Raw genomic sequence first — 24,044 nt, forward strand, 5'->3', positions numbered from 1 at the left:
GCGGCGATGGTCTCGTTTGGTCTAGCTCCACAGGCTTCTGACTGATCCTGGTGGTGCAAGAAGGACGTGCTACCAAAAGAGCGAAGGTAGCATATTGATCGGCCAACTTAGAATAACCTTCGCGACATGCGTTCTCTTCGGGATTGAGAGACGGCTGACCAGTTTATCAGCAGCAATTGCTTTCTTTCGGCTGCCCATTAAATGTGGGGTGCGACCACCGCTGTTTTAAACATACAGCCTAAAAGTGGACATTGCCCGGCTGTGCACTCCGCTCCGCCGGTACAGACATCTTCATCGCCAAAGAATTACATGATGTTGTCACGTTAAGTTGCCCAAGCCGAGAAAGGCAAGCGGCTCGAAATTTTTCAAGCGATGCAGGCAGCAATCCTCCGTGCATCGAACGGCGGATCGTCTCATATGAAATATCTATCCCACGCTCGATCAGCATTTCCTCAACTTTACGAAGGCTCAGGTTGAACCGCAGGCAAAGCCAGACCGCGTGACAAACGATCTGCGGCGCAAAACGGTAACGCTTGAAACTGATAAACGGTGTCTGCCTCGCCGAAATTTACGCCCAACCCAAAAGGTAGGCAACGCAAGCCGGTTGACGTGACAACACCCTTGATGCTGCCGTGGTGACAAACCCGGATATCGAGCTGCGCACGGTCACAGCCTGTTCTTTAAGATCTTGCCCCCTTTCATGATCAGGTCGATGTTTTCGCCTCGATGAGTAAAAACCGTAGCATCCACGGTTGGATCGCCTTCCACGACAAGAATATCGGCGACAGCATTCCTTCTGATCACTCCGATCCGGCCCTCCATCATCATCATCTCGGCATTAACGCTGGTTGCCGATATCAAAGTGTCGACTGGGTCCTCGACCTTTGCGCGGAGAGTGAATTCCTCCCCTTGATAGTCGTGCAGTTCGATCCCAAGAAGATCCGTGCCGAAGCCGATTTTCACGCCAGATTTGCGGGCGATTGAGAGGCCCTTGAGCCCCTGATCTCTCACCTGAGCGATTTTTCGCATGCTGTTGCTCGAAAATCCGTATTTGTCGGCAAACTGGGTCAGAATATCGGATGCGACGAGCGTCGGAACCAGGTAAGCACCCGCCTCTCGCATCAGATTGGCTGTCAGCTCATCAATCAGGTTGCCATGCTCGATTGTTCGACCACCAGCCTTGACGACAGCAGCAATAGCCCGAGGCGTGTAGGCATGCGCCATCACATATGTATTCCAGGCGCGCGCTTCCTCTACGATTGCCTCAAGTTCCTCGCCGGAGTATTGCAGGTTTTCGATGGGGTCGGTGACTGAGGCTGCGCCACCTGAAGCCATTATTTTGATGAAATGCGCTCCTTTTCTAAGCTCATCGCGAGCCGCTTCGCGCACTTGCGATATGCCGTCGGCAATGCGAGCGATCGAACTGCCGACCTTGTTTGCGGTCGTTTCGCCCGGAGCGAGCAAGACAGATCGCATATCGCCGTGACCACCAGTCTGGCTGAGTGCCAAACCTGAAATGACCAGCCTCGGACCGGCGATCAGTTCCTGTTCGACAGCCTGTACGAGACCAGCGTCAGCACCACCACCATCTCGGACCGTCGTGAAACCGCGTTGCAGCATTCCTTCCATGATGTAGCGCGCCTGAGTGAAGACGAACGATGGGAAGAACTTGGCAGCGCTTAGATCAACGCTGTTGGCAATGACATGAACGTGAGCGTCGATGAGACCGGGCGTGAGTGTCTTTCCCTGACAATCAACGGTTATCGTTCCCTCCGGCAAGCTTGGCGACGAAGAGACTTCGCGAATAGTCCCATCTACCTCCAGAACGGAGAGGCCATCGATCAAAGTTCTTTGGAAACCATCAAATATGCGAGCGTTTTTGAATAGTGTGGCCATTTCGGTCTAGTCTCTCCGGAGGCATATAAAGGAATGGCGTTGGGGGGCTTACGCCCTCGAACGGCTGTCTAAGAAGATAGTTGATAGGAAAGTCACCAGTTCCAGGTACCAGTTGGCATGCACTGCGGGAGAGCTTGGACCGGTAATATTCTAAGGCGAGGAGCGCCGTCAGACGTAAGTTTCGGCAACGGCAGGAGCCAAAATTCCAACCAGCGTTTTCAGATAATCTCCGTCTTGCTCGTCGTAGTACCCCTCCTCCCGATGCGAGAGATTGGCCGATCCGATTACCTTTCCCTGCCAAACGACAGGGATGTTGATCATGCTACCGATGCCCAGTCCGAAAATAATCTGATGGTCCGGGAAATTTGCCCGAATATCATCCGCATTCTTCGAAATCAGTACGCGACCTTCACCGTACACGACACGACCCCAGACGGTATCTTCCCTCTCTTTCCGTCCTCCCGGGGGATAGGTAACGCTGTCACTGGAATAGAGGCGCTCCACGGCGTCTCCGCCCTCGACGATCCTCAGAACGGTGAAAAGTTTGTGGCCAAAACGGTCCTGGATAATGTCATCGAGAACCTCTGCGCTTTCGATGATATCGTTCCGGGCTGTGGTCGCCGCGACCAGGCGTGAAACATCGTCCAGGACTGGGGTCTTGGTTTTCATGACGATCTATTCCTTTCAGGGTGTAGGTTTCGCAAGGTTGGGCAGCTTGGCACGGAGACGCGATACGACTGGATGATCTCGCGCTTCTGGAATGAGGCCGGCTACCCTGAACCTGAGGACAATCAGAAGTGTCGCGCTGAGAAAGAGTTCCCGCATCGCGGCGCCCTGGGGCGGCGTGATATAGGGAATGAAGGGGATCAAGAAGCGCGAGCCTTCAAGGATGACAATGATGATGGCAGCTCCCAGCACCGCACCCCGATTGTTGCCGACACCGCCGACAAGAAGGGAAAGTTTGATGTACAGCGTGAGCAGTGGAACAAACAGATCGGGCGAGATGAAAGATGTGTAGTGAGCATAAAGTCCCCCCGCGAGACCGATGATACCGCTGCCCAGTGCAAATGCCTGCACCTTGAAGACCTGCATATTTTTGCCGGCCACGCTGACGACGACATCATCGTCACGCACAGCACGAAGCACCCGCCCGAACGGCGAATAGAGAATCCGCTGGCAGCAGAAATAAAGCACCGCCAAAATCAGGACCACTATGCCAAGATAGACCAGATTGAATTGCAGCAGGCTGAGATCCGCCCGAAAAGGACCAGGAATGCCCGAAATCCCATCTGTGCCGTTGGTCAACCATATTTCGTTGGACGCGACGATGCGGATCGTTTCCGCGAAACCGAGAGTCACGATGGCAAGATAGTGATCCTTCAGGCGTCGGGTTAGCATGGCGAGCCCTGCGCCGACTATTGCCGCAGCGATTGTGGCGAATATCATACCTCCCCAAATCGGCAGGCCAAGCGTCTTGGTCAGGATGGCGCTGGTATAGGCGCCAACCGCGGCTGAACCGACAAGGCCAAGATTGACGAGGCCAGCCATGCCCCACATCACGTTGAGGCCGAGGGCCATAACGGCATAGATACCCGCCACGACCGAAATGCTGATAATGTAAACTTCCATGACTAGCGAGCCTCGCGACCGAGAAGCCCTTGCGGGCGTAGCGTCAGGATCAGGATAATCGCGACGAAGGCGATTGCCGACTTGTAGCTGGCCGGCAGAACCAGCAATGAGAGTTCCTCTGCGATGCCTACGAACAAGGCACCCGCCACAGCCCCTGGAATGCTTCCCAGCCCTCCGACGACGGCCGCCGCAAAAATCGGCAGCATAGCACGGGAGCCCGTCATCGGATCGATGGAAGCATCGAGGCCAAGAAGCATACCACCCAGGCCTGCAAGCCCCATTCCCATGAATGAAGCAATGCGCGCCACCACGCGGGAATCGATCCCCTTGATGTCGGCAAGCCTGGGATTGTCGGCAACGGCCCTCATCGCCTTCCCCATGCGGGTAAAGGACAGGAAACCAAAGACAATTGCCATTGCGACCAGGGACACCATCAGGTTCTTGAGCTGTTGCGGCCCCAGATGGATGCCGAAAACGGTGATGTCGCGGGCCAGGGGAAGATCGTATCCGCGAAGATCGCTGCCATAAAAGAGGCGGACGACATTCTCCAGCCCGATTGTCAAGGCGAGAGAGCCAATGGCCGTGGTGATCACACCGGCAGCGCGAAACGGCTTCAGGATATATTCATCCGTGAACAGGCCAACAAGCCCGCTGACGAGTAAAGCGACAACCAGCGCAGGCACCACTGACAGGCCGAATTCAACATTCGCGACCCAGCCGGCAAAAGCGCCCACTGTGGCGTGGGACGCAATTGCAAAGTTGGGAAACCGGAGTACGGAATACATGGCCGTCAATCCGATGGCCGGTATGGCGAGAACACTTCCCGCCATGATTCCGTTTGCGATCAACTGGAGAACGTTCATTCCTGGTCCTCGATCAGACGATTTTGATCAGTTGGATCTTGCCGTTTTTGGCTTCGCTGTAGCGGAACCGGCAATCGACGATGTCGCCTTTGTCGTTGAAGTCACACGCACCACTCGCACCGTCGTAATTGACGTCCTTTCCGTCCCGGAGAAGCTTCAGACCCTCGACTGCCGAGTATGTTTTCGCGCCGTTGCCCTGAGAGATAAGCCGGACGGCGTCCCGAATGCCCGTGCCTTCAGCTTTCCCGACCTTTTGGATCGAGAGAAGGGCAAGCGAGATCCAGTCGGTCGCCTGCGCTTCATACGAATCCGCGGATTGGTTGTTCAGGCGTTTCTGTGCGAGCGCGTAAGCTTCGCTGTCGACGTCGCTCGAGGGCTGAGCCGTTACGAGACCGTCGGTTACATCCGATGGAATACCCTCGGCCACCTTGGTGGTGTAGGCATATGACTGGGTAATGCGTCCCCCTTCATAGCCGGCACGATACAGGTCTTTCAGGAGGACGGTCAGGTCTGGTCCGTAACTGTTGAGATAGATGAAATCGGGTTTGGCGGCGATAGCGCTATCGATTTCCGAGCGATAGCTCGACTTCGATGGTTCGTAAATCAGCCCGCCGACAAGCTCGGCGCCGTTTGATGCCAGAACGGAGGCAATCTGGTTTTTCATTGTCGCGGCGAAAGGCGTTTGTACCGCCACGTAGAACACTTTCTTCGCACCCGTGGACACAAGATATTCGGCATGCTTGGTTGCCTGAAGCGCCGTATTTGGTTGCGTTCGGAAAATGTAACCCTGATGCGGCAGCTGCGTGATGGAATCGGCCCCTGAAACGGTCATCAGGCACGTCTTGCTCTCCCAGCAAACCGGTGCGACGGCTGAGGTCACGGCAGATGCCCAGGTTCCCATGACAACGGGAACGCGATCCACGCCGACGAGTTTTTGAGCCGCGCGGACGGCGGCCTCGGGATTGGTCTGATCATCTTCAACGATCAGTTCGATGGTTCGGTTCAGGACACCACCGGCTCCGTTGACCTCGTCGACAACCGCCTGCATCGCCTTCAGCATACGGGGGCCATCCTGGGCGCCAGCACCGGTAAGCGGCGTCAGCACGCCAAGTTTTATGGAGGTTTCAGCTCGCAGGATTGCCGGTGCAAATAGGCTGCCGGCAACGATGGCGGATGCGGAAAGGAATTCTCTTCTGTTCATGGCATTCCCCTTTTTGTTTGAATCGCAGTAGTGTCTATCAACCCCCGAGGAACATCCTGTTGATGTCCTCGTTCGCAAGCAGGTCTGCCGATGGCCCCTCGATGCTGTTCCTTCCATCGACAAGGATGTAGGTGCGGTCGGAAATCTCCATGGCCTCACGCGCATTTTGCTCCACCAAAGCAATGGCCTTGCCGGAATCCCTCAGTTTGCGAATTTCGCGGAAGAGTTCGTCGGCTGCCGCCGGAGACAGGCCGGCAGTGGGCTCGTCAAGCAGGATGAGACCCGGATCCACCATCAGCGCCATCCCCACCGCGAGCAGTTGCCGCTGGCCGCCGGAAAGCGTGCGTGCCAGTTGGCCTTTCTTTTTCGCAAGAATTGGAAAGTGGCTCATGACATCGTCAGCACGGATCCGAAAATGTTTCGCGGCGATGTAGCCGCCCATTTCCAGGTTCTCGTAAACGGTCATGTTGCCGAAAACATTATGCTCCTGGGGTACGAAGGCGATGCCCTGGCGGGATACGTCGTGGGGTTTTAAACCGCTGATGGGTGTATCGCCGTAGACGATGCGCCCCTGCGAGGGACGAAGCAGGCCTGCGATCGTTTTTAGAAGAGTGGATTTACCTGCGCCGTTGGGGCCGACGATGCATACGATCTCTCTTGGCGATACATGAAAATTCACGCCCTTGAGGATCTGATCCCCTGCGGAGTAGCCAGCGATTACATTTTCGACTGTCAAATCACTCATCGGCGGCTTCCCATATAGGCGCTCTGGACGTCCTTGTTGGCCGCCACGAACTCGAATGTCCCCTCAATCATCTTCCTGCCGTCAGCCATGACGATCACGTGGTCGCAAAGCCTGGAAATCAGGTCCATCTGATGTTCGATGAGCACGATGGTTACACCTTCTCTGGAGATGGCCAGGAGGCGTTCGCCGATCTCCCTGACAAGCGATGGATTGACCCCGGCCATCGGTTCATCAAGCAGGAGCATGCCAGGATCTCGCATCATGGCGCGGCCAATTTCGAGCAGCTTTTTCTGGCCGCCGGAGAGGTCAGAAGCCTTGTTGTCCAGAACATGCGACAGCTTCAATCGCTCAGCAATTTCCAATGCCTTGCCGAGCAATTCCTCTTCGCGGCGAATGCTGGCCTTGCTGCGCGTCAACGCCTGCAAGAGGCTCTCGCCCGGCTGGTTGGTCCCGTAAAGCAGCAAGCTTTCGAGTACGGTCAGACGCGGAAACCCGCGTGCAATCTGAAACGTACGCACGAGCCCGCGGCTTGAAATCTGGTCGGGACGCATCCTCTCGATACGCTCGCCCTTAAATCGGATTTCTCCACTGGATACCGGCAGAACACCCGAGATGCAGTTGAACAGTGTTGTCTTGCCGGCGCCGTTGGGGCCGATCATCCCGATAATGCCGCCTTGGGCAATTTTCAGATCGACTCCTGAAAGGGCGTGAACCCCACCAAAATGTCGTTTAACTCCGCTAATTTCGAGCATACCAACCTCTATGAAAACGACCGCGAGCGAAAGGCAGGTCAGTATTTCCGTTTGACGTAATATCCGGCCACGACGGTAATCGAGATCGTGACGGAGAGGAGGATAAAGGACAGGGCAGCGCCGAATGGCCAGTTCGCCTTGTTGAGAATTTCGCCGACGATCATTGGTGACATCATGCGAAATGACGGACCTCCGAGCAGGACCGGGGTCGCATAGGCATTCATTGTCAAAATGAACGACAGAACGAATGCAGCGAGAAGACCTGGTATGATCTGGGGCAGCTTTACGAGCAGGAAGTTTTGCAGTGGCGTCGCACCCAGGCTTGCAGCGGCAAACTCCACATTCTCGTCCAACCCCTCGAGCACACTCTGGAGCGTCAAGACCACGTAGGGAAGATTGACCGCGACGATACCCACAAAGACCGCTAAGGGCGTATACATTATTTCAAGCGGCGTTGAGATCAGCCCAAGCGAAAGCAGCCCGTAGTTCAACACACCACTCTTGCCGAAAGCAACCATCCAGCCTGCTGCTCTGACAGCGTTCGAAATGAACAGCGGCAGGATAATCAGCATGAGCAGGAAGGTTTTCATACTTCCGTGTTTGCGCGATATCCAGTTGGCCAACGGCAGGCCCACGATCAGGCATACGACCGTCACACCAAACGACATGAGGATCGTTGTCCGCATTCCGTTTAGATAATAACTATCCGAGAAGAACGCCGAAAAGTTAGCAAGCGTGAAATCGCTCACCATGAACTGACCCGGCACATAGCTGTTCATGCTGTAACGCAAGAGGTACAACAATGGCAGTGCCATGAAGACCAGAACGATAGTTGTCGCGGGCATAAGCATTCCCGCTGCGGAAAGATTGTTTTTCTGCATTACCCGGCATCCGGATCAGTGTTACTGGCGACAGCTACTCGCGTTCTTAAGCGCGAGTAGCGCAAATCAGTTTGTAGTCATCAGGACTTGAAGTCCTTTTCCCACCAGCTTTGCAGACTTGCATCGACTTTAGCCATGTATTCGAGGTCAGGCTGTACGAACTGCTGATCAGGCTTGTAGTCGATGACTGCTGCCAGAGCGGGGTCCAGCGTTACCGTCGAGTTTGGCGGCGCATATCCCATTTTTTCAGCGAATGCGGCCTGCGGACGCTCGTCGAGCATTGCGTGGAGGTAGGCAAAAGCCGCTTCCTTGTTCGGGGCGTTCTTTGGGACACCGACATCGGAAATGTAAAGTGCCAACCCTTCCTTCGGAATAGCGACATCGACATCGATACCAGCATTCTTCCACATAAAGCCGCGCGCATTCCACATGATGCACATGACAACTTCGCCGGACTTCAAGGCTTGCGCCATGGCTTCATTGGTGGGGTATATTTTAACACCCTGCTTCTTTAGCTCGAGCAGCTTTTCCTTGCCTGGTTCGACATTCGAAGGTCCACCGCCCGCAATCATTGCCGCTGATTCAATGGTGTTTTGATACTGAATATCGATGACACCGACGCGGCCGGCATACTTCGGATCCCAGAGATCGGCGTAGGAACTTGGTGCAGGATTAACCTCCTTCGGATTGTAAAGAATGACGCGCCCAGTATACATGTGAGGCACGGAATACTTGGTCCGAAGGAAGGGATGAACCTTTGCAAGATTGGGAATTTTTGTCTCGTCGAGCTCCTCGAGAGCACCGTTGGCGTACATCTCGTAAGTGCCCTGACGCGTCAGGCAGGCAACGTCCATGGTACCACGTGGCAGACGGCGCTCGGCCAGTATCTTGGATTTTCGAACGGTTTCTGCCGCCGGATCAAATACGACCTGCAGGCCACTATCCTTCAAAACGGTATCGACGATGTTTGCCTGCTGCAAACTCTGGTAGTCGCCTCCCCACGTTCCTACGATGACGCGGCCGCGAGCCTGCGCCAGGGCAGGTAGCGCTGACGATAGGAGGGCGCTTGCGGAAAGTGCTCCAAAGGCGCGGCGAGTGATGTTCGGCATTTTTGAGTTCCCCTTTTTTTAATTGAAATCCGCTGCTCGATATGACCGACGACACGCCGGTTCCTGGTCAAAGCGGAATGATGTCTTTCTTTGCGATGCTGACGAAAAGCGGACTGTTGACCGCAGTCGAGAGGCCTTCAAAGTCCAGTTCCCGCGGCGACGTTACTGCCTTCAGTCGAGTTCCGCTTTCAAGTTCGATATCGGCTTCGACCATGCCGCCCAGGAAGACGCAGCGCTCAAGGCGGCCGCGGAAGCAATTGGGCTCCTGTGTCGTCGCTTCTCGCGTCAACCGAATGGCTTCAGGTCTTATGAGGATTTCCTCAGACCCGGCCCGATAGACAGCGGCCTGCACAAGCAGACCATTCTCGGTCCTGAAAGCACCGGCTTCCATGGCGGCCCCTTTGAGAAAATTGGTGCGCCCGATGAAGTCGGCGACGAAACGGTTGGCGGGTGCGTTGTAAAGGTCGCCGGCAGAGCCCACCTGCTCGATCACTCCAGCCTGCATGAGGACGAGGCGGTCGCCGACCGACATCGCCTCTTCCTGATCATGTGTGACCATAATCGTGGTGATGCCGAGAGATTTCTGGAGGTTTCGCAGCTCGTCGCGAACCTGAAGGCGTAGCTTGGCGTCAAGATTGGACAATGGTTCATCGAGAAGAAGAATATCAGGGCGGATCGCAAGCGCCCTTGCGATGGCCACGCGTTGCTGCTGACCACCGGAAAGTTGCCTTGGAAAGCGTCCAGTCAGATGGGACAGCTTCACAAGGTCGAGTGCGTCACCCACTCTTTTGCGAATTTCCTCTTCAGCCACCTTTCGACGCCGCAAACCGAAGGCAACGTTTTCGAAGATCGAGAGATGGGGGAAAAGTGCATAATTTTGGAACACCAGACCGATATTGCGCCGATGCGGTGGCTCGTGGGTCACGTCTCGAGCCCCGATCGCAATTCTCCCTGCATCTGGCTCGATAAAGCCCGCCATCATGCGCAGCGTCGTGGTCTTCCCGCAGCCGGAAGGACCAAGGAAAATCAGGAACTCGCCTTGTTCTATCTTAAGGGAAATATCCGACACGGCGCGGAACGTGCCATATTGTTTCCTCAGGCCGGTAATCTCGACGTTAGCCATCACACAATCCTGGAAATATTGACGAAACGGTTGGAAAAAATCAGAGCGGTTGCCACGAAAGCGACCTGAAGCACGGAGACGGAGGCGATCGTAGGATCGATTTTCCACTCGAGGTACTGCATCATCGCCACAGGAAGCGTGACCTGACCTGGACTTGCCAGGAAGATCGAAACCTCGAGGTTTCCGAAGCTGACGACCAAAGAGAACACAGCCGCTGCAAAAATGCCTGGGCGGATAAGAGGGAGCGTGATCCGCCAAATAATCCCGGCCGGGGTATCACCAAGGCTTGCAGCCGCTTCCTCGACAGAAAGATTGGCGCCTTCCAATGACGCGACCAGAAGGCGAGTGCACCAGGGTATTGTCAGAAGAACATGCCCCATCACGAACACGCCAACCGAGCCCGACAGCGGTAGTCCGGTTGCGATTTCGATCTCGACGACTGTGATGTAGAGCGATGCTCCGATCACAATGGCCGGAACAGTCAACGGTGACATCAGCAATTGAAGGATCGCTGAGCGGCCGCGAAACGCCCGCCGGACGATGATGATCGCGGCGGGGATGGAAACGGCAAGCCCGGCTGCGGCTGCGAATGCAGCAACCACCAAACTGAGAATGAATCCGTCGAGAAACTGCGGTTGGCGGAATGCCTCCTGATACCAGTGAAGCGAATAACCCTCCACCGGAAGCGAAAGGATTTCGTTTGAAATTACGGACAGCCAGCACACCAGGATCAGGGGTAACAGCATCAATCCCAACGCCATGAGATTGACGCTGCTGACGAACCAGCGCCCTGTTTTTTCAGGAAGAGTGCTTCCTTTGATCATGGGCATCAGTTTCCGAGAGTGTTTTTGTAGAACTGGCCACCGCGAATAATCATGGCGAGGCTCTCATCGGGCCGCGACAGGAGGTCGATATCCTCAAGCGGATCGCCATCGACAACGATGAAATCGGCATAAGCACCTTCTGCAATGACACCAATCTGATTTTCCATCATGCAAAGTTTCGCAGCAACGCGGCTTGCAGAACGGATGATCTCATGCGGCGACAAGACTTTTCCTCGGATCGAGAATTCCATCGACTGATACTTATGAAGCTGACCGAGAAGGTCAGATCCGAAGGCCATTTCGAGTCCGGCATCGCGCATGATCCGTAAGGATTCCAGACCTGCGACACGTACGGTATCGATTTTCGCCTGAGAATCTGGGCTCAAGCCAAACGCCGCACCTTCGAGAGCGAGCCCTTCATAGGCGACAAGTGTCGGGCAAGCGATGGCACCGGCTTCAGCGGCCAGTTTCGCCGTGTCGGACGTGATCAGATTGCAGTGCTCGAGCGATTTGACACCACATTCCACTGCTCGACGGATCGAAGCATCCGAGTAGGTGTGAGCGGCCACATACATACCGTAGTTTTCCGCTTCTTCCACAATCGCGACTATTTCCTCACGGGAATACTGAAGAACGTGGATCGGGTCATTTGGTGAGGAAACGCCGCCATTGGCCATAATCTTGATGAAGTCTGCTCCGCCTTTGATTTCTTCACGCGTGGCACGTCGCACTTGATCGACGCCATCTGCAATTCGGCCCAATGCACCGAGAGAGCCTGCGTGCAATTCACGTTTGTCGTGGCGGCTTCGGTAATCGCAATGACCTACCGTCTGGCTGAGAGCCTTGCCGCAGATCACCAGCCGTGGCCCGTCGATCATGCCTTCTTCAACAGCCATTTTCATCCCGAGGTCAGCTCCCGCGAGATCTCGAACTGTCGTGAAACCGCGCATCAGCATGTCATGCATGATTTTGCGCGAGCGCAAGGCAATCAAAGACGAGGGCAGTTCTGCGTTCTTGGCCAGATCAACAAGTGTCGCGATGACGTGAACGTGGGCATCGACAAGGCCAGGCATCAGAGTGCGGCCTTCAAGATCAATGCGCGTAACCCCTGCTGCTACTATTGGGTCCGAGGAAACACGCACAATTCGCTCCCCTTCGACTTGTACTTCGACACCCTCGACCAGCACGCCCTTATCGACGTCGAGTACCTTGCCACCGTGGAAAATATAACTGTTCATGAGGACCCCGATTTCGTATTTTCTCAACATTACGAACAGTCATGTCTGTTTGTAAATAGCAAAAATCCAAAAATGTGCCCTGCACAATGCAATTTTCGCACCTGCACAATATGAAGGCATAAAAAAGCGCCGCCGCACAATGGCGCGCCATTGCCGACAACCCAATGAAGTTGTTATCTTTCTGATAACTCTACAATTTGAATATAAATACTGCTATCGACAAATTTCGATGAGCGTTCGCACTGCACGCAACATGAGAAATACGTTGGCTGATTAAAATGCATGACTTCAAGCGTCCCCGAAGCGATTGCGCGACGCGGCGAAGTCGGCTTAGAGCCGGGGCAAACAGGCGACGGCAGCCACACTCGGATCAAATGTAAGGGAAAAGCCTCGGATGCGAGGTTACTTGAGGGGTTTAACTGGTACCCCCCGCGATGTCCCAGATATGGCGGGGGTTGAAGACATGGTAGAGCCGGCTCAACCCAATCGAAGCAAGAGCAACTGTAATCAGGACGCTCGCAACGTCACGCAACCGGACCAGATAAGACTACTGCATTTGCCAATCATTTCCATATACAGCAACCAGCATTTCCTTCCATTTTCCAAGCAAGCTTCTCTGAAGCTCTTTGGTCGAATTGGAACTGAAACTGCTATGAAGGGCTATGCCACGCAGAACACACAGGCTGAGCTGTATGAACTCATCCGTTTCCGGCCGATCGAGAGCGACGCCAAGCAGTGTGGCGATAGCGTTGTCCCTGCTCGATGCCCACTTGACCATGATCTCACGAATGCCATTGCCTAATTCGTCATCATTGCGGGAAGCCAGCATTATTTCTAGCGACGCAATGTAGTTTCCTGCCTGGAACAACCTATCCCAAAGAAAATCTGTCACTTCATCCGGAGAGAGGCGGCGCTCATTCTTTACGATAAAATCCAGCCAGTCGGTTTCCCAGGAAACGATGAGATAATCAAACGCGGCGATAATCAGTGCGTTGCGGCTTGGAAACTGGTGGGTAAGCGCTCCGCGAGAAACATTCGCCCGCAGCGCAACATCCTCAGTCGAGAACCGTCCGTAACCCACCTCATTCATCGCGTCGAGCGCCGCTTGACAGAGCTTTTTACGTGTTTCCTCAGATCGCTCGGCCTGGGTTCGACGCATCTTTGTGGCCGCCTTCTAGTCTACTGGTCCCGGTTTCGCTTATCGCTTCGGTCTATGTTGCCCACTGCTTTCAATGAACGACGTGCAAATATTCGTCACCCCATATCCATCGCCTTAGAGCTTCTTTCCTCGGCAAAGGTCAAGAAATTATTTCAGTCGGAACTCTGTCATGATACCGCGCAGTTTTTGGATAGTCGCAGTGGATGCCCAATTGCATGAGATAAATGAAGACGTAACGATACTTTATGTTTGCGACGGGCGCATTGAGCGGAACCGAACCTTCAAAGCGACTTGCTTTTATCATTTGGTATCAGCTTCTTAGGTTTTTCAAGAAGATCCAGAAACTGGTCTTGAACGCGCTATGCGCGATCGAGTCTGACTCTCGTCTGATCGCCCGATTCTACGGCGAGTGGCTACCGCTGAAAGCAGGGCTTCAGCAGGCGCCTCCCCTTGCCCGAAGCCAACAGCATCGAATTGACAGCCTTCTAAATCATCGGAGTGCCGATTGATTGCCTGAGCCTGCGAACATCGCGGACGGGCGGAGCTCCGAACTGCCGCAGATATTCGCGGCTGAATTGCGAGGCGCTTTCATAGCCCACCGCATAGGCGACGTCGGAGGCACTCCGGTCACCGGCGAGGAGCAACTGGCGTGCCTCCTGAAGGCGTAGCTGCTTCTGATACTGGATCGGGCTCAATCCGGTCAGTGCTACGAAGTGGCGATGCAGGCTTGCGCGGCTCATGCCAGCAGCTTCACACAGAGCCTCGATCCGCAGGCGCCTGTTGCCATGGTCGCGGATCCATTCGACTGCGCGGCGGATGCCGCCGATTGCGCCTTCCGGGCGGGCGATGTGACGCAACAGTCGCCCCTGCGGGCCCTGCAGGAGACGATAAAGCAATTCGCATTCCGCCATCGGCGCGAGCCCCGGGATGTCCGCAGGCGTGTCGAGCAACGCCAGCAGTCGCAGCAGCGTGTCGCGCAGCGGAGGCGTCATCGGATTGATCGCGAGACCGCTGTCAGGCGTGCCCGCATCGCGCACCGCCGGCATCGTCGATGCGACCTCGGCGAGAAGTGCCGCATCTAGGACCAACGAAATCGACACATAAGGACTGCCGTCGTCAGCATCATGGATCTGCCCGCTCAAAGGCAGATCGAGTGCGCTCACCAGATATTGAGACGCGTCGTAGCGCAGCAGGTCGTCATGGATGACCACCTCTTTCGATCCCTGCAGAATAAAGCAGATCATCGAGCGGTAGAGACACGGCGAGGTTCCTGAGGTTGCCTGTCCTACGCCGATTTCCAGGCGGGGTATCGGCGTGAGGGTCATTCCGGTCCGCCCGTGGCGGAGCGCAATATCGCGAAGAGGCTGTAGGTTGTCGATCATGGCAAAGACTATGACACCATTTCTTCCCCCTGCAAAGACCTTGAGACAATCAGGCAAGCAATTGAGAGCATTAGGCGGGGCGTCGGGCGTGGCAATCGCCTATTTGACTGACAGCGAATGTGGCGCCCAAGCGGCGTGTCATCCGATAATCAAAACCTAAAGGAATGTAGCCATGTCTCAGAAGATCGCACTCATTACCGGCGCCAGCCGCGGCCTCGGTCGCAGCATGGCGTTGCACCTCGCCCGTCGCGGCGTCGGCATCGTCGGCACCTATCGCCAGGGCGCCGGGGAAGCCCAGACGCTGGTCGAAGAGATCGAAGCCATGGGCGGAAAGGCGGCGATGCTCGAGCTCGACGTCACCAAGGTAGCAAGCTTCCCGGCCTTCGCCGCATCCTTCGCTGAGACGCTCGCGAGCCGCTTCGGCAGCGACCGGTTCAACTATCTGGTCAACAACGCCGGTGCGGTCGTCCACGTGCAGGTCGCTGACGCAAGCGAGGAACAGTTCGATATGATGATCGACATGCACCTTCGCGGACCGGTGTTCCTGACGCAGGCATTGCTACCGATCATCGCTGATGGCGGACGCATCCTAAATGTCTCTACGGGCTTCACGCGCACGTCGATGGCCACCTTCGGTCTTTATGCAGCAGCCAAGGCAGGGCTCGAGACGCTGACCCGGTTCATGGCGCTGGAACTCGGCGCGCGGCAGATTCGCGTTAACGCCATCGCGCCCGGTGCCATCGCCACCGATTTCGGCGGTGGTAGGGTCCGCGATAACGAACAGGCTCATGCCTTCGTCGCGAGCAAGATCGCGCTCGGCCGCGTCGGTCAGCCCGACGACATCGGCGGCGCGGTCGCAGCGATCCTGTCCGACGATTTCGGCTGGGCTAACGGCACGACGTTCGACGTATCGGGCGGCCAGTCGCTCTGATCTCCATTCCTGAACATCGAGACACCATCATGACCGAGCAAAACCTCACTCTCGTCAGTCACCCGCTTTGCCCCTTCGTCCAACGTGCCGCGATCGTCCTTCTCGAAAAGGGAGTGGCGTTCGACCGGGTCAACGTCGATCTATCGGCCAAGCCCGACTGGTTCCTGGCCTTGTCGCCGACCGGCAAGGTGCCGGTGCTGAAGGTGCGCCAGCCGCACGGTGAGCAGGCGATCCTCTTCGAAAGCGTGGTTATCTGCGAATATCTGAACGAGACGCAGGGTGGCGCGGCGATGTACCCCGACGATGCATTGCTGCGTGCACGGCATCGCGCCTGGATCGAATTCGCCACCCAGACCTTTACGGAGGGCTGGCAGTTCCTCCACGCCAAGGACATGGCGACCGCCGACGCCAGGCGGGCCGCCTTCCGTGATCGGCTAAGCAAAATCGAGGCCGAACTGGGCGACGGCCCGTATTTCGCCGGGGCGGAATTTGGTCTCGTCGATGCGGCCTACGCACCGCTGTTCCGCTATTTCGGGATCATCGATCGGCAAGTGGCGGACCCGATCTTTGCTGGCCTGCCACGTGTGACGGCGTGGCGCGCGGCACTTGCCGAGCGATCCAGCGTCAAGAACGCCGTGATCGACAACTATCCCGACCTGTTTCGCGACCACCTGCGCCGGCAAGGCGCGATGATCGCAGCTTAACAACCAGAATTCCAAGGAGTGATATCATGACCGACGCATCCAAGAGCGCGCTGATCCTGATCGAATATGTCAACGACTGGCTCTCCCCGACCGGCGGCATTTATCCGGTGTTTCAGGATCGGGAGCAGGTCGACACCGCTATCGCCAATTCGAAGATCATCCTCGAAGAGGCCCGCCGTCGCGGCATGCACGTGATCCACGCAGCGCTGAAGTTCGAGCCAACCTTCAAGGTGCTGGGCGAGGCCAAGTACGGCCTGCGCAAGATCACGCGCGACCATGGCGCGTTCCTGGGCGAGCAGGCCGATTTCTTCCCCGGCTTCGAGCCGGCAGAAGGCGAGCATGTCGTTCGCGAGCGCGCTGGCGGCAGCAGCGTCTTCGTCGGAACCACGCTCGATGGCTACCTGCGCAACAATGGCATCTTCGATATCTACCTCGCCGGCTTCTCGCTGCGCCAGTGCGTCGAGTCTTCGATGCGCAATGCCCATGACCTCGGCTACCACACCAACGTCATCTACGACGCGTCAGCCGGATATACCCGCAAGCAACAGGACGACTTCGTGGCGGAGATCGCACCCTTCTACGCCAACGCCATCACCACGCAGGAATTCGTGTCGCAGGCATAATCCACCGCTGGACCCGGCTCCGTCATGGGGCCGGGCTTTCCTCGGCCGTAGATACAGGGTGATATAATGATCGGGATGATGGTCGAACTCAGAGTCGCGCCGGGTAGCACCGACGCATTTGAACGCGCCTTCGCGGTCCAGGCGGCCGCAGTGCGTGCCAACGAGCCTCGTACTCGTCTGTACGAACTGTTCAAGTCGCGCACTGTGGCCGACAGCTACACGCTGATCGAAATCTACGAGCGACGAGGCCGCTCTCTCTGCGCATCGTACATCGTCGCACATGGTGACAAATCGACCGTTGACCGAACCGTTCCTCGCCGCACCGCCAGTCATGCACATATTCGAGATGTTGCCGATCACGGCGCCCATGTTGCAGCTTCACGGTGCCAACGACGGCTGCATCCTCTCGGCACAGGTCGCCGACGGACATCGGTCTGGGACCTGCACGAGGACAACGTTAATCCATGCTACTGTTTCCGCCAGGCTTCTTAAATTCGAGATACGTGACATGAGTCAGCCCATCAACAATCTGGACGCCGCATCGGCGGCGGCCGAACAATGGCGAAAAGAGCGTCCCGACATTGATCCCTTCCCGATGGAATTGCTCGGGCGGTTGGGTGAAATTGCGCTGCTCATAATGCGTGATCGCCTCACTCCATTTTTTATGGAGCATGGCTTGCAAAGCGGAGAGTTTGACGTTCTGGCAACGCTGCGTCGCTCAGGGGCGCCGTACGAACTTACTCCTACCCGCCTTTATGAATCCGCCATGCTCTCCTCCGGAGGAATGACGGCTCGCATTGACCGACTTGAGCGAGAAGGCTTGGTGGAGCGGCGGCGCCATCCGACCGATCGACGCGGCGTACTGGTGGCGCTAACGCCGATAGGCGTCTCGTTGATCGATAAGATGCTCGCGCAGCATGTCGAAAACGAGCGCATCGCGTTGGCGGGATTAACGGTGGCCGAGCAGCAGCAATTCAATGCGCTGTCGATCAAGCTGCTTGGGGGCTTGAGGTTGAAAACGTCGTAGGGTCAGGACCTGTAAACTGGGCAAAAGACCCGGATGGTCTCGATCCTATTGCGTCAGATCGGACGTTGGCCCAAAAAGACGCCTGAACCGTCCCAACCCTAGTCTGGTCCTCCGCATGAACCCTCTCCCAGAAGACTCTTGGAATGCCTGGTCGCCAAATGAGCTGCATGCACGTATTGGACACGGGGGATCAGAGTGGTATGTCGTCGGTGGCTGGGCTTTGGACCTGTGGCACGGCCATCAGACCCGGGCGCATGAAGATCTGGAATTCGCCGTTCTACCTGCCGGTATAGATGGTTGCCGCAAAATCTTGTCCGAGCTGGATTTCTTTGAAGTAAGGGAGGGGAAGCTCTCCTACCTCGCCCCAAACGCTGGGCCACCGGCAGACCTGTGGCAGCTTTGGGGTGCTGACACAGCCGCTGGTTTCTGGCGTGTTGATATGATGGTCGAGCGGGGAACACCGGAAGTCTGGGTGTACAAACGTGATCGTTCGATCCAAATGCCCAGAGCGACCGCCGTTCGAAGGAACAAACTGGGTACCCCCTATCTCGCACCGGCCAACGTTCTGCTCTTCAAGGCAAAGTACCGTAGAGAGAAAGACGAGCGCGACTTCGAGGCCGCGCTCCCCAAACTCAATTTCCAAGAAAAGCTTGATCTGCGCCTCTGGCTAGAGGCCCTGCATCCCGAGCATGAATGGATAGCGCGTTTATAAGGGAACACTACAAACGCAGGCTCCGTCCACAGAGCGAATCTTGACTGAACAGCTACTATTCCGGGAAATGCAGCGGCAGCCACCTCGATCGTTGAGGATATCTTCGCCGAACGAAAAATCGGCGCCGACCATCTACCGGAAATCACCGGCGCCCGACTCGCGATCGACGAAACGATCGAAGGAAGGCGCGCTGCTAACCGTTTTGTTCATTGCCGTGCCGTTTCACGCCTTGAAAGGATAAGAACATGCGGCCTGCTAATCTCGCTAGGCCGCTGCGCACTGATAGAATTTCAAAGTGCGCAAGGAGGTTGCGTACCGACGGTGTAGGTTGTCAGATCTCCTTTATCAGCTGCTCTGCAATCCGGACACTGAGCGCGGCACCTGTGAGCGTCGGGTTCATGCAGGAGGCAGAGGGCATGACGCTGGTGCCGGCGATGAACATGTTCGGATGGTCATGTGTGCGGCAATCGCGGTCAACGACCGAATCCGCCGGGTCATCACCCATGCGTGTTGTACCCATCACGTGCTGGCGGTTCTGCCATTTTACGTCGGTGGACAACACTTCCGCATCCAGCAGTTCTGCGATCTTTTTCAAATCCTGAAGCCCGCGGTCACGACCAGCATTCCAGTACTCGGTGACGCTGTAATAGAGGACAGGAACCGGGATGCCGAGTGCATCGAATTTGGTCTTCGACGGCGTCACCCGGTTTTCAGCCAGCGGAAGCGGCTCAAAATCGATGGCCCAGTTGAGTGAGCGAGCGGAATATTTGCGGATTTGTTCATCGAGCTTCGATCCGAGAATACCCTTTTTGATGAAACCTTCGGTCATCTGTGCTGTCGGCACAGTATTACGGACCTTGATCTTGTAGCTTGGATAATCCTTGCGGAATTCACCATCACGCTGGTTGAGATAAACCAGCAGTTCGGTCGGCCCTTCGCCCGGCCACATATCTTCCTTTGTCAGCATGTTCATGCTGATGCCGGTGTGGTCCATCAGGTTGCGTCCGACCTGATCCGACGAGTTGGCAATACCGTTCGGATATTTTTCCGAGGTCGATATCAAAAGCAGTTTCGCGGATTCGATCCCGTAGGCCGCAAGCACGAAATATTTTGCCGTCAGCCGATGTTCGGAATTGTCGGGCTTCTTGTACCAGATCGCTGTGATCTTGCCATCGTCTCCGGCCTCGATCCTGTAAACCGGAGAATTATCCAGCAGCTTCGCGCCATGCCGTTCGGCTTCATCGATATGCATCGATCCGTCATACTTTGCGCCGATGGGACAGACCGGATTACAGTTATTATTGCCAGCACAGACCGGACGGTTGCCATAAGGGCGCGAGGCGCGACCATGCGGCTCCAGCACCGGATTGAAGCCACCCACTGCAAGCTTTTGCGCCAGCATGTCGAACATGTAACTGGTGTTAAGCTGCTTCATCGGGAACGGCATAGAACGCGGCGGCATAGGGCCACCGCCTTGGCCGCTTTCGTCCTGACCGTCAGTGCCGGTCACACCGAGTTCGAGTTCTGCCTTGTTGTAATATTGCTCCAGATCGTCGTAACCGATCGGCCAGTCACGGCCCCGGCCGTAAAGGGACTGAATCCGGAAGTCATTCGGTATCATGCGCCACAGCGCCGAACCGAAATGCCAAGTCGTGCCGCCGACCACGCGAAGGTAGGATGTATTGTACTTTACCGGCCCTTCATATTGCAGGTAGTCGCCATAGGTTGACGGTGCATGCGCAAGGCTGGGGAACGGTGAGCCTGCACCCTGAAGCTTGGCATTGGCAAGCGATAGTTTTACCGGGGCATTTCGATAGGTCTCGACGATCTCACGGCGATTGACGCGTGGGCCTGCCTCCAGCACGATGACCTTCTTGCCTGCCTTTGCGAGGTTGGCGGCAACGATCCCGCCCATGACACCCGAGCCGATAATGATCAGGTCCGCATCATAGGATGTGTCAGCCATTGTTTTCTTCCTGTGAGATCTTGCTACCGGGCTTCGGTCCCCAGGCATTGGGGCCGGGACCATAAGACGGGACGGTAAGGAGGCCCTTGGTCGGGCGGTACATCAGCGAGTCGGCATAGGTGATCAGTTCCGCATCTTCAGGCTCACCAACGACACCGAGATACCAGGCGGATACCACCTTTGTAGCAGTCAGCATCAATGCCGGATCGGTGCCGGTCAGAGCCAGGAAACCGTCCATGTCCGGCACGCCTGACTGTTGTATCAGCTGCGACAAAGCAGCGAGGCTTGCGTCCAGATCCGCGTCGCGCTTCTTCAGCGCCGCGAAAAACCGGGCACCTAGCACCGGGTCGAGCTTATGGCCGGTGAGGAATTCCGAAAGATGGGTGAAAGAAGCAACGCCTTCGTCGGCCGCAGCGGACGATATCGGACCGAGCATATTGGCAGCGATTGCCAGACCGCCGAGGGCGGCCGTGCCGCGCAGTAGGCTACGACGCGAGACATGATGGCCGAACATGGCCGGGGAAGAAGGATCAAAAGGCATCAGGATCTCCGGGGAGCGTTCAATGCGGAAGGGATAGCGATACGAACAGGCTCAGCCGAGCGCCCTTCGCGAGCGACGACGCGACAGCCGCCACAGGACCAGGGCAAGCACGATGACGGCAAGGGCGATCGCGGCGGGAGCTGCAAGCGGCGCCAGCTTGACGATCAACGGCTTCTCTCCGCCCTCACGGATGCGCACCACATCGCCCTCTTTCACCTTGACGGCGGGGTTGCCGTAATTCGCCAGTATATAGTTACTGACGTCGGCGATATCCTTGTCCGATAGACGATCCGTATAGGATGCGTCAGGACCAAAAGCCGGCATGAAGGCGACTTGATCGCCAGCGGTGCGATGCAGGCCGTAGAGAATGGTCGAAACGAGGTTGTCCGGGCGGTCTGCACCGGTCGCCGTGTTGTGGAACAGCCTCGGGTAATGGTCATTCCCCTGCCCTTCAACCTGATGGCAGGCGGCACAACTGCCGCTGAACACGTGATAACCATTTTCATCCGCCGTCTGGCCCGGCAGGCCGCGAAGCGACGCCTCAATAACGGATGAAGGCTTGCCAAGCTCAGCGCGTGACGGCTTGTCACCGGATGCGATCGCCGGCACGTCCCTTAGATAGGTGACAATCGCCTTGAGGTCGCGGTCGGAAAGGTACTGCAGACTGTTTTCGACCGCTTCCGCCATTGGACCGGCGGCCTGCGCCTTGCCGGCGACATTACCTGTCTTCAGATACCGGATCAGCTCATCGTCGGACCAGCCGCCGATACCGGCGACCTTGCCGGAGGTGATGTTGGGTGCATACCACGATCCGACGGCACCGCCGGCGAGCGGCTTGCTGGCGTCTTCAGCCATGAAGGCGTTGCGTGGCGTGTGGCACGTCGAACAGTGCTCCAGCGCATCAGCAAGATAGGCACCCCGGTTCCATTCGGCCGACTTTGCCAAGTTGGGGTGAAAGCGGGTTTTGTCGAGGAACAGCAGGTTCCAGACGGCCATCGAGGTCCGGATGGAGAACGGGAAAGGCAGCTCGGTTTTCTGCGGCTTGTGATCGTCCGGCTTTACCTCGTTCATGAAGTAGGCATAAAGCGCCTTCATGTCGTCATCGGTGATCTTGGCGTAAGCCGTGTAAGGCATGGCCGGATAAAGATGGCTGCCATCCTTGGCGACACCTTCGCGCACGGCGCGGGCGAAATCCTCTTCGCTATAATCGCCTATGCCGTCATCCTTCGACGGCGTGATGTTGGTCGAGAAGATCTTTCCGAGCGGAGTATCGATACCGTAGCCGCCGGCAAAAGGCGTGCCGCCATGCGGCGCGGTGTGACAGGCGGTACAGTCGGCTGCCGTCGCAAGGTAGCGACCACGCGCCGCGAGATCTGAAGCATCGTCCGCGAAGCTGGCGCCAGCCGTTGCAACCAGCGTGGTCAGACAGAGTAAAACGGGTCGCAAGGTGAGAGGAAGCTTAGGCATAGGCAACGCGCTTTCATCAAGCATGAATGATATCTGCCAGACCAAGCTTCCCCTCCCACGAGCAAGGCTGATCCATGTGGCCATGATCCCGCGTAGAACCACCAGAAATGCGCCATTCCTTCTAAAGCAATTTTTTGTTTGAAAATGCTTGTTTAGAGAGCCCCTGGAACAGGACATTTGGCGTGTCGATGTGTCGCGGGCACGACTTGGCCCGGGTCATAGCGCCGAAGTGATGGCGTTGAAAATCAATTTGTCATAAAAGCAGCTTTCACCATGGATGAAAGCATGCAGAAATTCGATTTTACAGACCTCAAGATTTTTGTGTCAGCAATCGAGCGCGGGACCCTCTCGGCCGCAGCAGAGGAAAACAACCTAGTCGTTGCAGCCCTGAGCAATCGACTGAAGCGGCTGGAACGGGCCTTCAACCTGGAGCTTTTCGAGCGCACGGGGCGAGGCATAAGGCCGACCCTGGCGGGGCATATGTTTGCCCGCCACGCCAGAACCATACTTGATAACGCACGCAAACTCGAAATTGACATTGAAACATTTGCCGAGGGACGAAGCGGAACAGTTCGCGTGCTGTCCAACACCAACATGCTGTCGGAGCACATGCCTCAGGCACTTGGTCCCTTTCTTAGAGACAACCCGGACATATTCTTGTCCATGAAGGACAAGCCCAGTCACGAGGTCGTTAATCTTTTGCGCAATGGCGAAGCGGATATCGGCGTGGTTGCCGCGACAGCAGACATGACCGGACTGGAACGATGGCGGTTTGTGCACGATCGGCTTGTGCTAATTGTGCCGACCACTTCGCCATTGACGGGCTCCGCCAATTTCTCCTCGATCCTCGACCGCCCGTTGATCGGCTTGCCGGAGAAGGTGGCGTTATCGCAATTCCTCCGTCGCCTAGCCAACGAATCGGGACGCCGGCCGAATATTCGTCTCCGGTGCGAGAATTTCGAGTCGCTGAGCCGTATGGTCGAGACCGGTGTAGGCATTGGCATTGTGCCACAAACGGCCGCATCTCGGTACGGTCTCACCATGAGCTTGCGCAGCGTGCAGATCGACGAGCCGTGGGCAGAGCGGGAGCTGTATCTGTGCGTTAGAAACAAACTTCATCTGCCCCGATATGCAGCAAAGCTGCTGGACCACCTTCTCCAATATGCCGAAGGTTATAACGGGACACCTTTTTAGTATGCGTCCATTCTCGACAAGCCTCGCTTGGCCTGATCCAGCAGAAACTGTACGAAATCACGGTGTGCCAACCACCA

At 56.4% G+C, this 24,044-nt stretch carries 24 protein-coding genes and 1 pseudogene; 7 read left to right on the plus strand and 18 right to left on the minus strand.

Features of this window, described 5'->3' with window-relative positions; all coding sequences use genetic code 11:
- Positions 1 to 400: 400 nt before the first annotated feature.
- The 15 genes and pseudogenes from T18_RS26865 to T18_RS24900 form a co-directional block, all read right to left on the minus strand.
- Positions 401 to 544, minus strand: a pseudogene (locus tag T18_RS26865) (IS6 family transposase); the annotation flags it as partial.
- Between the two features lie 122 nt (positions 545 to 666).
- Complete coding sequence (locus tag T18_RS24830; RefSeq protein ID WP_038496664.1) at positions 667 to 1,896, minus strand: metal-dependent hydrolase family protein; 1,230 nt, start codon at positions 1,894 to 1,896, stop codon at positions 667 to 669.
- 168 nt (positions 1,897 to 2,064) lie between these two features.
- Complete coding sequence (locus T18_RS24835) at positions 2,065 to 2,565, minus strand: GAF domain-containing protein (protein WP_051489749.1); 501 nt, start codon at positions 2,563 to 2,565, stop codon at positions 2,065 to 2,067.
- Positions 2,566 to 2,580: 15 nt separating this feature from the next.
- On the minus strand, positions 2,581 to 3,525 hold the full coding sequence (locus tag T18_RS24840) for a branched-chain amino acid ABC transporter permease (RefSeq protein WP_038496661.1): 945 nt from the start codon (positions 3,523 to 3,525) through the stop codon (positions 2,581 to 2,583).
- A 2-nt stretch (positions 3,526 to 3,527) separates the two neighbouring features.
- Positions 3,528 to 4,388, minus strand: coding sequence for a branched-chain amino acid ABC transporter permease (locus T18_RS24845; protein WP_038496658.1), 861 nt, complete (start codon positions 4,386 to 4,388; stop codon positions 3,528 to 3,530).
- Positions 4,389 to 4,401: 13 nt separating this feature from the next.
- On the minus strand, positions 4,402 to 5,589 hold the full coding sequence (locus T18_RS24850; RefSeq protein ID WP_038496655.1) for an ABC transporter substrate-binding protein: 1,188 nt from the start codon (positions 5,587 to 5,589) through the stop codon (positions 4,402 to 4,404).
- A 37-nt stretch (positions 5,590 to 5,626) separates the two neighbouring features.
- On the minus strand, positions 5,627 to 6,334 hold the full coding sequence (locus T18_RS24855) for an ABC transporter ATP-binding protein (protein ID WP_038496652.1): 708 nt from the start codon (positions 6,332 to 6,334) through the stop codon (positions 5,627 to 5,629).
- Positions 6,331 to 7,086 (minus strand): ABC transporter ATP-binding protein, encoded by a 756-nt coding sequence (locus T18_RS24860; protein WP_038496648.1) that lies wholly within the window; start codon positions 7,084 to 7,086, stop codon positions 6,331 to 6,333. The genes T18_RS24855 and T18_RS24860 overlap by 4 nt, the downstream gene beginning before the upstream one ends.
- Positions 7,087 to 7,124: 38 nt before the next feature.
- Positions 7,125 to 7,967 (minus strand): ABC transporter permease, encoded by an 843-nt coding sequence (locus tag T18_RS24865; RefSeq protein ID WP_038496644.1) that lies wholly within the window; start codon positions 7,965 to 7,967, stop codon positions 7,125 to 7,127.
- Between the two features lie 80 nt (positions 7,968 to 8,047).
- Positions 8,048 to 9,076 (minus strand): ABC transporter substrate-binding protein, encoded by a 1,029-nt coding sequence (locus tag T18_RS24870; RefSeq protein ID WP_038496641.1) that lies wholly within the window; start codon positions 9,074 to 9,076, stop codon positions 8,048 to 8,050.
- 67 nt (positions 9,077 to 9,143) lie between these two features.
- Positions 9,144 to 10,199, minus strand: a complete 1,056-nt coding sequence (locus T18_RS24875) for an ABC transporter ATP-binding protein (RefSeq protein WP_038496638.1) — start codon at positions 10,197 to 10,199, stop codon at positions 9,144 to 9,146.
- The gene (locus T18_RS24880; protein ID WP_038497473.1) at positions 10,199 to 11,023 is read right to left on the minus strand and encodes an ABC transporter permease; all 825 of its coding nucleotides are present in this window, start codon (positions 11,021 to 11,023) and stop codon (positions 10,199 to 10,201) included. The genes T18_RS24875 and T18_RS24880 overlap by 1 nt, the downstream gene beginning before the upstream one ends.
- A gap of 5 nt (positions 11,024 to 11,028) precedes the next feature.
- A complete protein-coding gene (locus T18_RS24885) occupies positions 11,029 to 12,261 on the minus strand; it encodes a metal-dependent hydrolase family protein (RefSeq protein WP_038496635.1) in 1,233 nt (410 codons plus the stop codon).
- A gap of 547 nt (positions 12,262 to 12,808) precedes the next feature.
- On the minus strand, positions 12,809 to 13,420 hold the full coding sequence (locus T18_RS24890) for a TetR/AcrR family transcriptional regulator (protein ID WP_080863795.1): 612 nt from the start codon (positions 13,418 to 13,420) through the stop codon (positions 12,809 to 12,811).
- Between the two features lie 485 nt (positions 13,421 to 13,905).
- Positions 13,906 to 14,802 carry an AraC family transcriptional regulator gene (locus T18_RS24900; protein WP_038496626.1) on the minus strand — a complete coding sequence of 299 codons (897 nt, stop codon included), beginning with the start codon at positions 14,800 to 14,802 and terminating at the stop codon, positions 13,906 to 13,908.
- Between the two features lie 172 nt (positions 14,803 to 14,974).
- Here T18_RS24900 and T18_RS24905 point away from each other — a divergent pair, with 172 nt between their 5' ends.
- The 6 genes from T18_RS24905 (at position 14,975) to T18_RS24930 (ending at position 18,799) form a co-directional block, all read left to right on the plus strand.
- Positions 14,975 to 15,733: an SDR family NAD(P)-dependent oxidoreductase gene (locus T18_RS24905; RefSeq protein WP_038496623.1), complete on the plus strand. Its 759-nt coding sequence runs from the start codon at positions 14,975 to 14,977 to the stop codon at positions 15,731 to 15,733.
- Between the two features lie 29 nt (positions 15,734 to 15,762).
- The gene (locus tag T18_RS24910; protein WP_038496618.1) at positions 15,763 to 16,437 is read left to right on the plus strand and encodes a glutathione S-transferase family protein; all 675 of its coding nucleotides are present in this window, start codon (positions 15,763 to 15,765) and stop codon (positions 16,435 to 16,437) included.
- 26 nt (positions 16,438 to 16,463) lie between these two features.
- Positions 16,464 to 17,060, plus strand: coding sequence for an isochorismatase family cysteine hydrolase (locus T18_RS24915; protein WP_038496616.1), 597 nt, complete (start codon positions 16,464 to 16,466; stop codon positions 17,058 to 17,060).
- Positions 17,061 to 17,126: 66 nt separating this feature from the next.
- Positions 17,127 to 17,552: an antibiotic biosynthesis monooxygenase family protein gene (locus T18_RS24920; protein WP_233285009.1), complete on the plus strand. Its 426-nt coding sequence runs from the start codon at positions 17,127 to 17,129 to the stop codon at positions 17,550 to 17,552.
- Between the two features lie 16 nt (positions 17,553 to 17,568).
- Positions 17,569 to 18,087 carry a MarR family winged helix-turn-helix transcriptional regulator gene (locus T18_RS24925; protein WP_038497470.1) on the plus strand — a complete coding sequence of 173 codons (519 nt, stop codon included), beginning with the start codon at positions 17,569 to 17,571 and terminating at the stop codon, positions 18,085 to 18,087.
- A 115-nt stretch (positions 18,088 to 18,202) separates the two neighbouring features.
- Positions 18,203 to 18,799: a nucleotidyltransferase domain-containing protein gene (locus T18_RS24930; protein WP_051489747.1), complete on the plus strand. Its 597-nt coding sequence runs from the start codon at positions 18,203 to 18,205 to the stop codon at positions 18,797 to 18,799.
- 331 nt (positions 18,800 to 19,130) lie between these two features.
- On the opposite strand, the gene T18_RS24935 is transcribed toward T18_RS24930, so the two are convergent.
- From T18_RS24935 to T18_RS24945, 3 genes are read right to left on the minus strand one after another with little or no spacing between them, the layout of a single operon-like run.
- Positions 19,131 to 20,765 (minus strand): GMC family oxidoreductase, encoded by a 1,635-nt coding sequence (locus T18_RS24935; protein WP_038496610.1) that lies wholly within the window; start codon positions 20,763 to 20,765, stop codon positions 19,131 to 19,133.
- Positions 20,758 to 21,306, minus strand: a complete 549-nt coding sequence (locus T18_RS24940; RefSeq protein ID WP_051489746.1) for a sugar dehydrogenase complex small subunit — start codon at positions 21,304 to 21,306, stop codon at positions 20,758 to 20,760. The genes T18_RS24935 and T18_RS24940 overlap by 8 nt, the downstream gene beginning before the upstream one ends.
- Before the next feature lie 51 nt (positions 21,307 to 21,357).
- The gene (locus T18_RS24945; RefSeq protein WP_046205655.1) at positions 21,358 to 22,773 is read right to left on the minus strand and encodes a c-type cytochrome; all 1,416 of its coding nucleotides are present in this window, start codon (positions 22,771 to 22,773) and stop codon (positions 21,358 to 21,360) included.
- A gap of 285 nt (positions 22,774 to 23,058) precedes the next feature.
- Between T18_RS24945 and T18_RS24950 the strand changes: the two genes are divergently transcribed.
- On the plus strand, positions 23,059 to 23,967 hold the full coding sequence (locus T18_RS24950) for a LysR family transcriptional regulator (RefSeq protein ID WP_038497462.1): 909 nt from the start codon (positions 23,059 to 23,061) through the stop codon (positions 23,965 to 23,967).
- The last annotated feature ends 77 nt before the right edge of the window (positions 23,968 to 24,044 follow it).

The organism is Rhizobium sp. TBD182, assembly GCF_001950375.1.
Classification (GTDB): domain Bacteria; phylum Pseudomonadota; class Alphaproteobacteria; order Rhizobiales; family Rhizobiaceae; genus Agrobacterium; species Agrobacterium tumefaciens.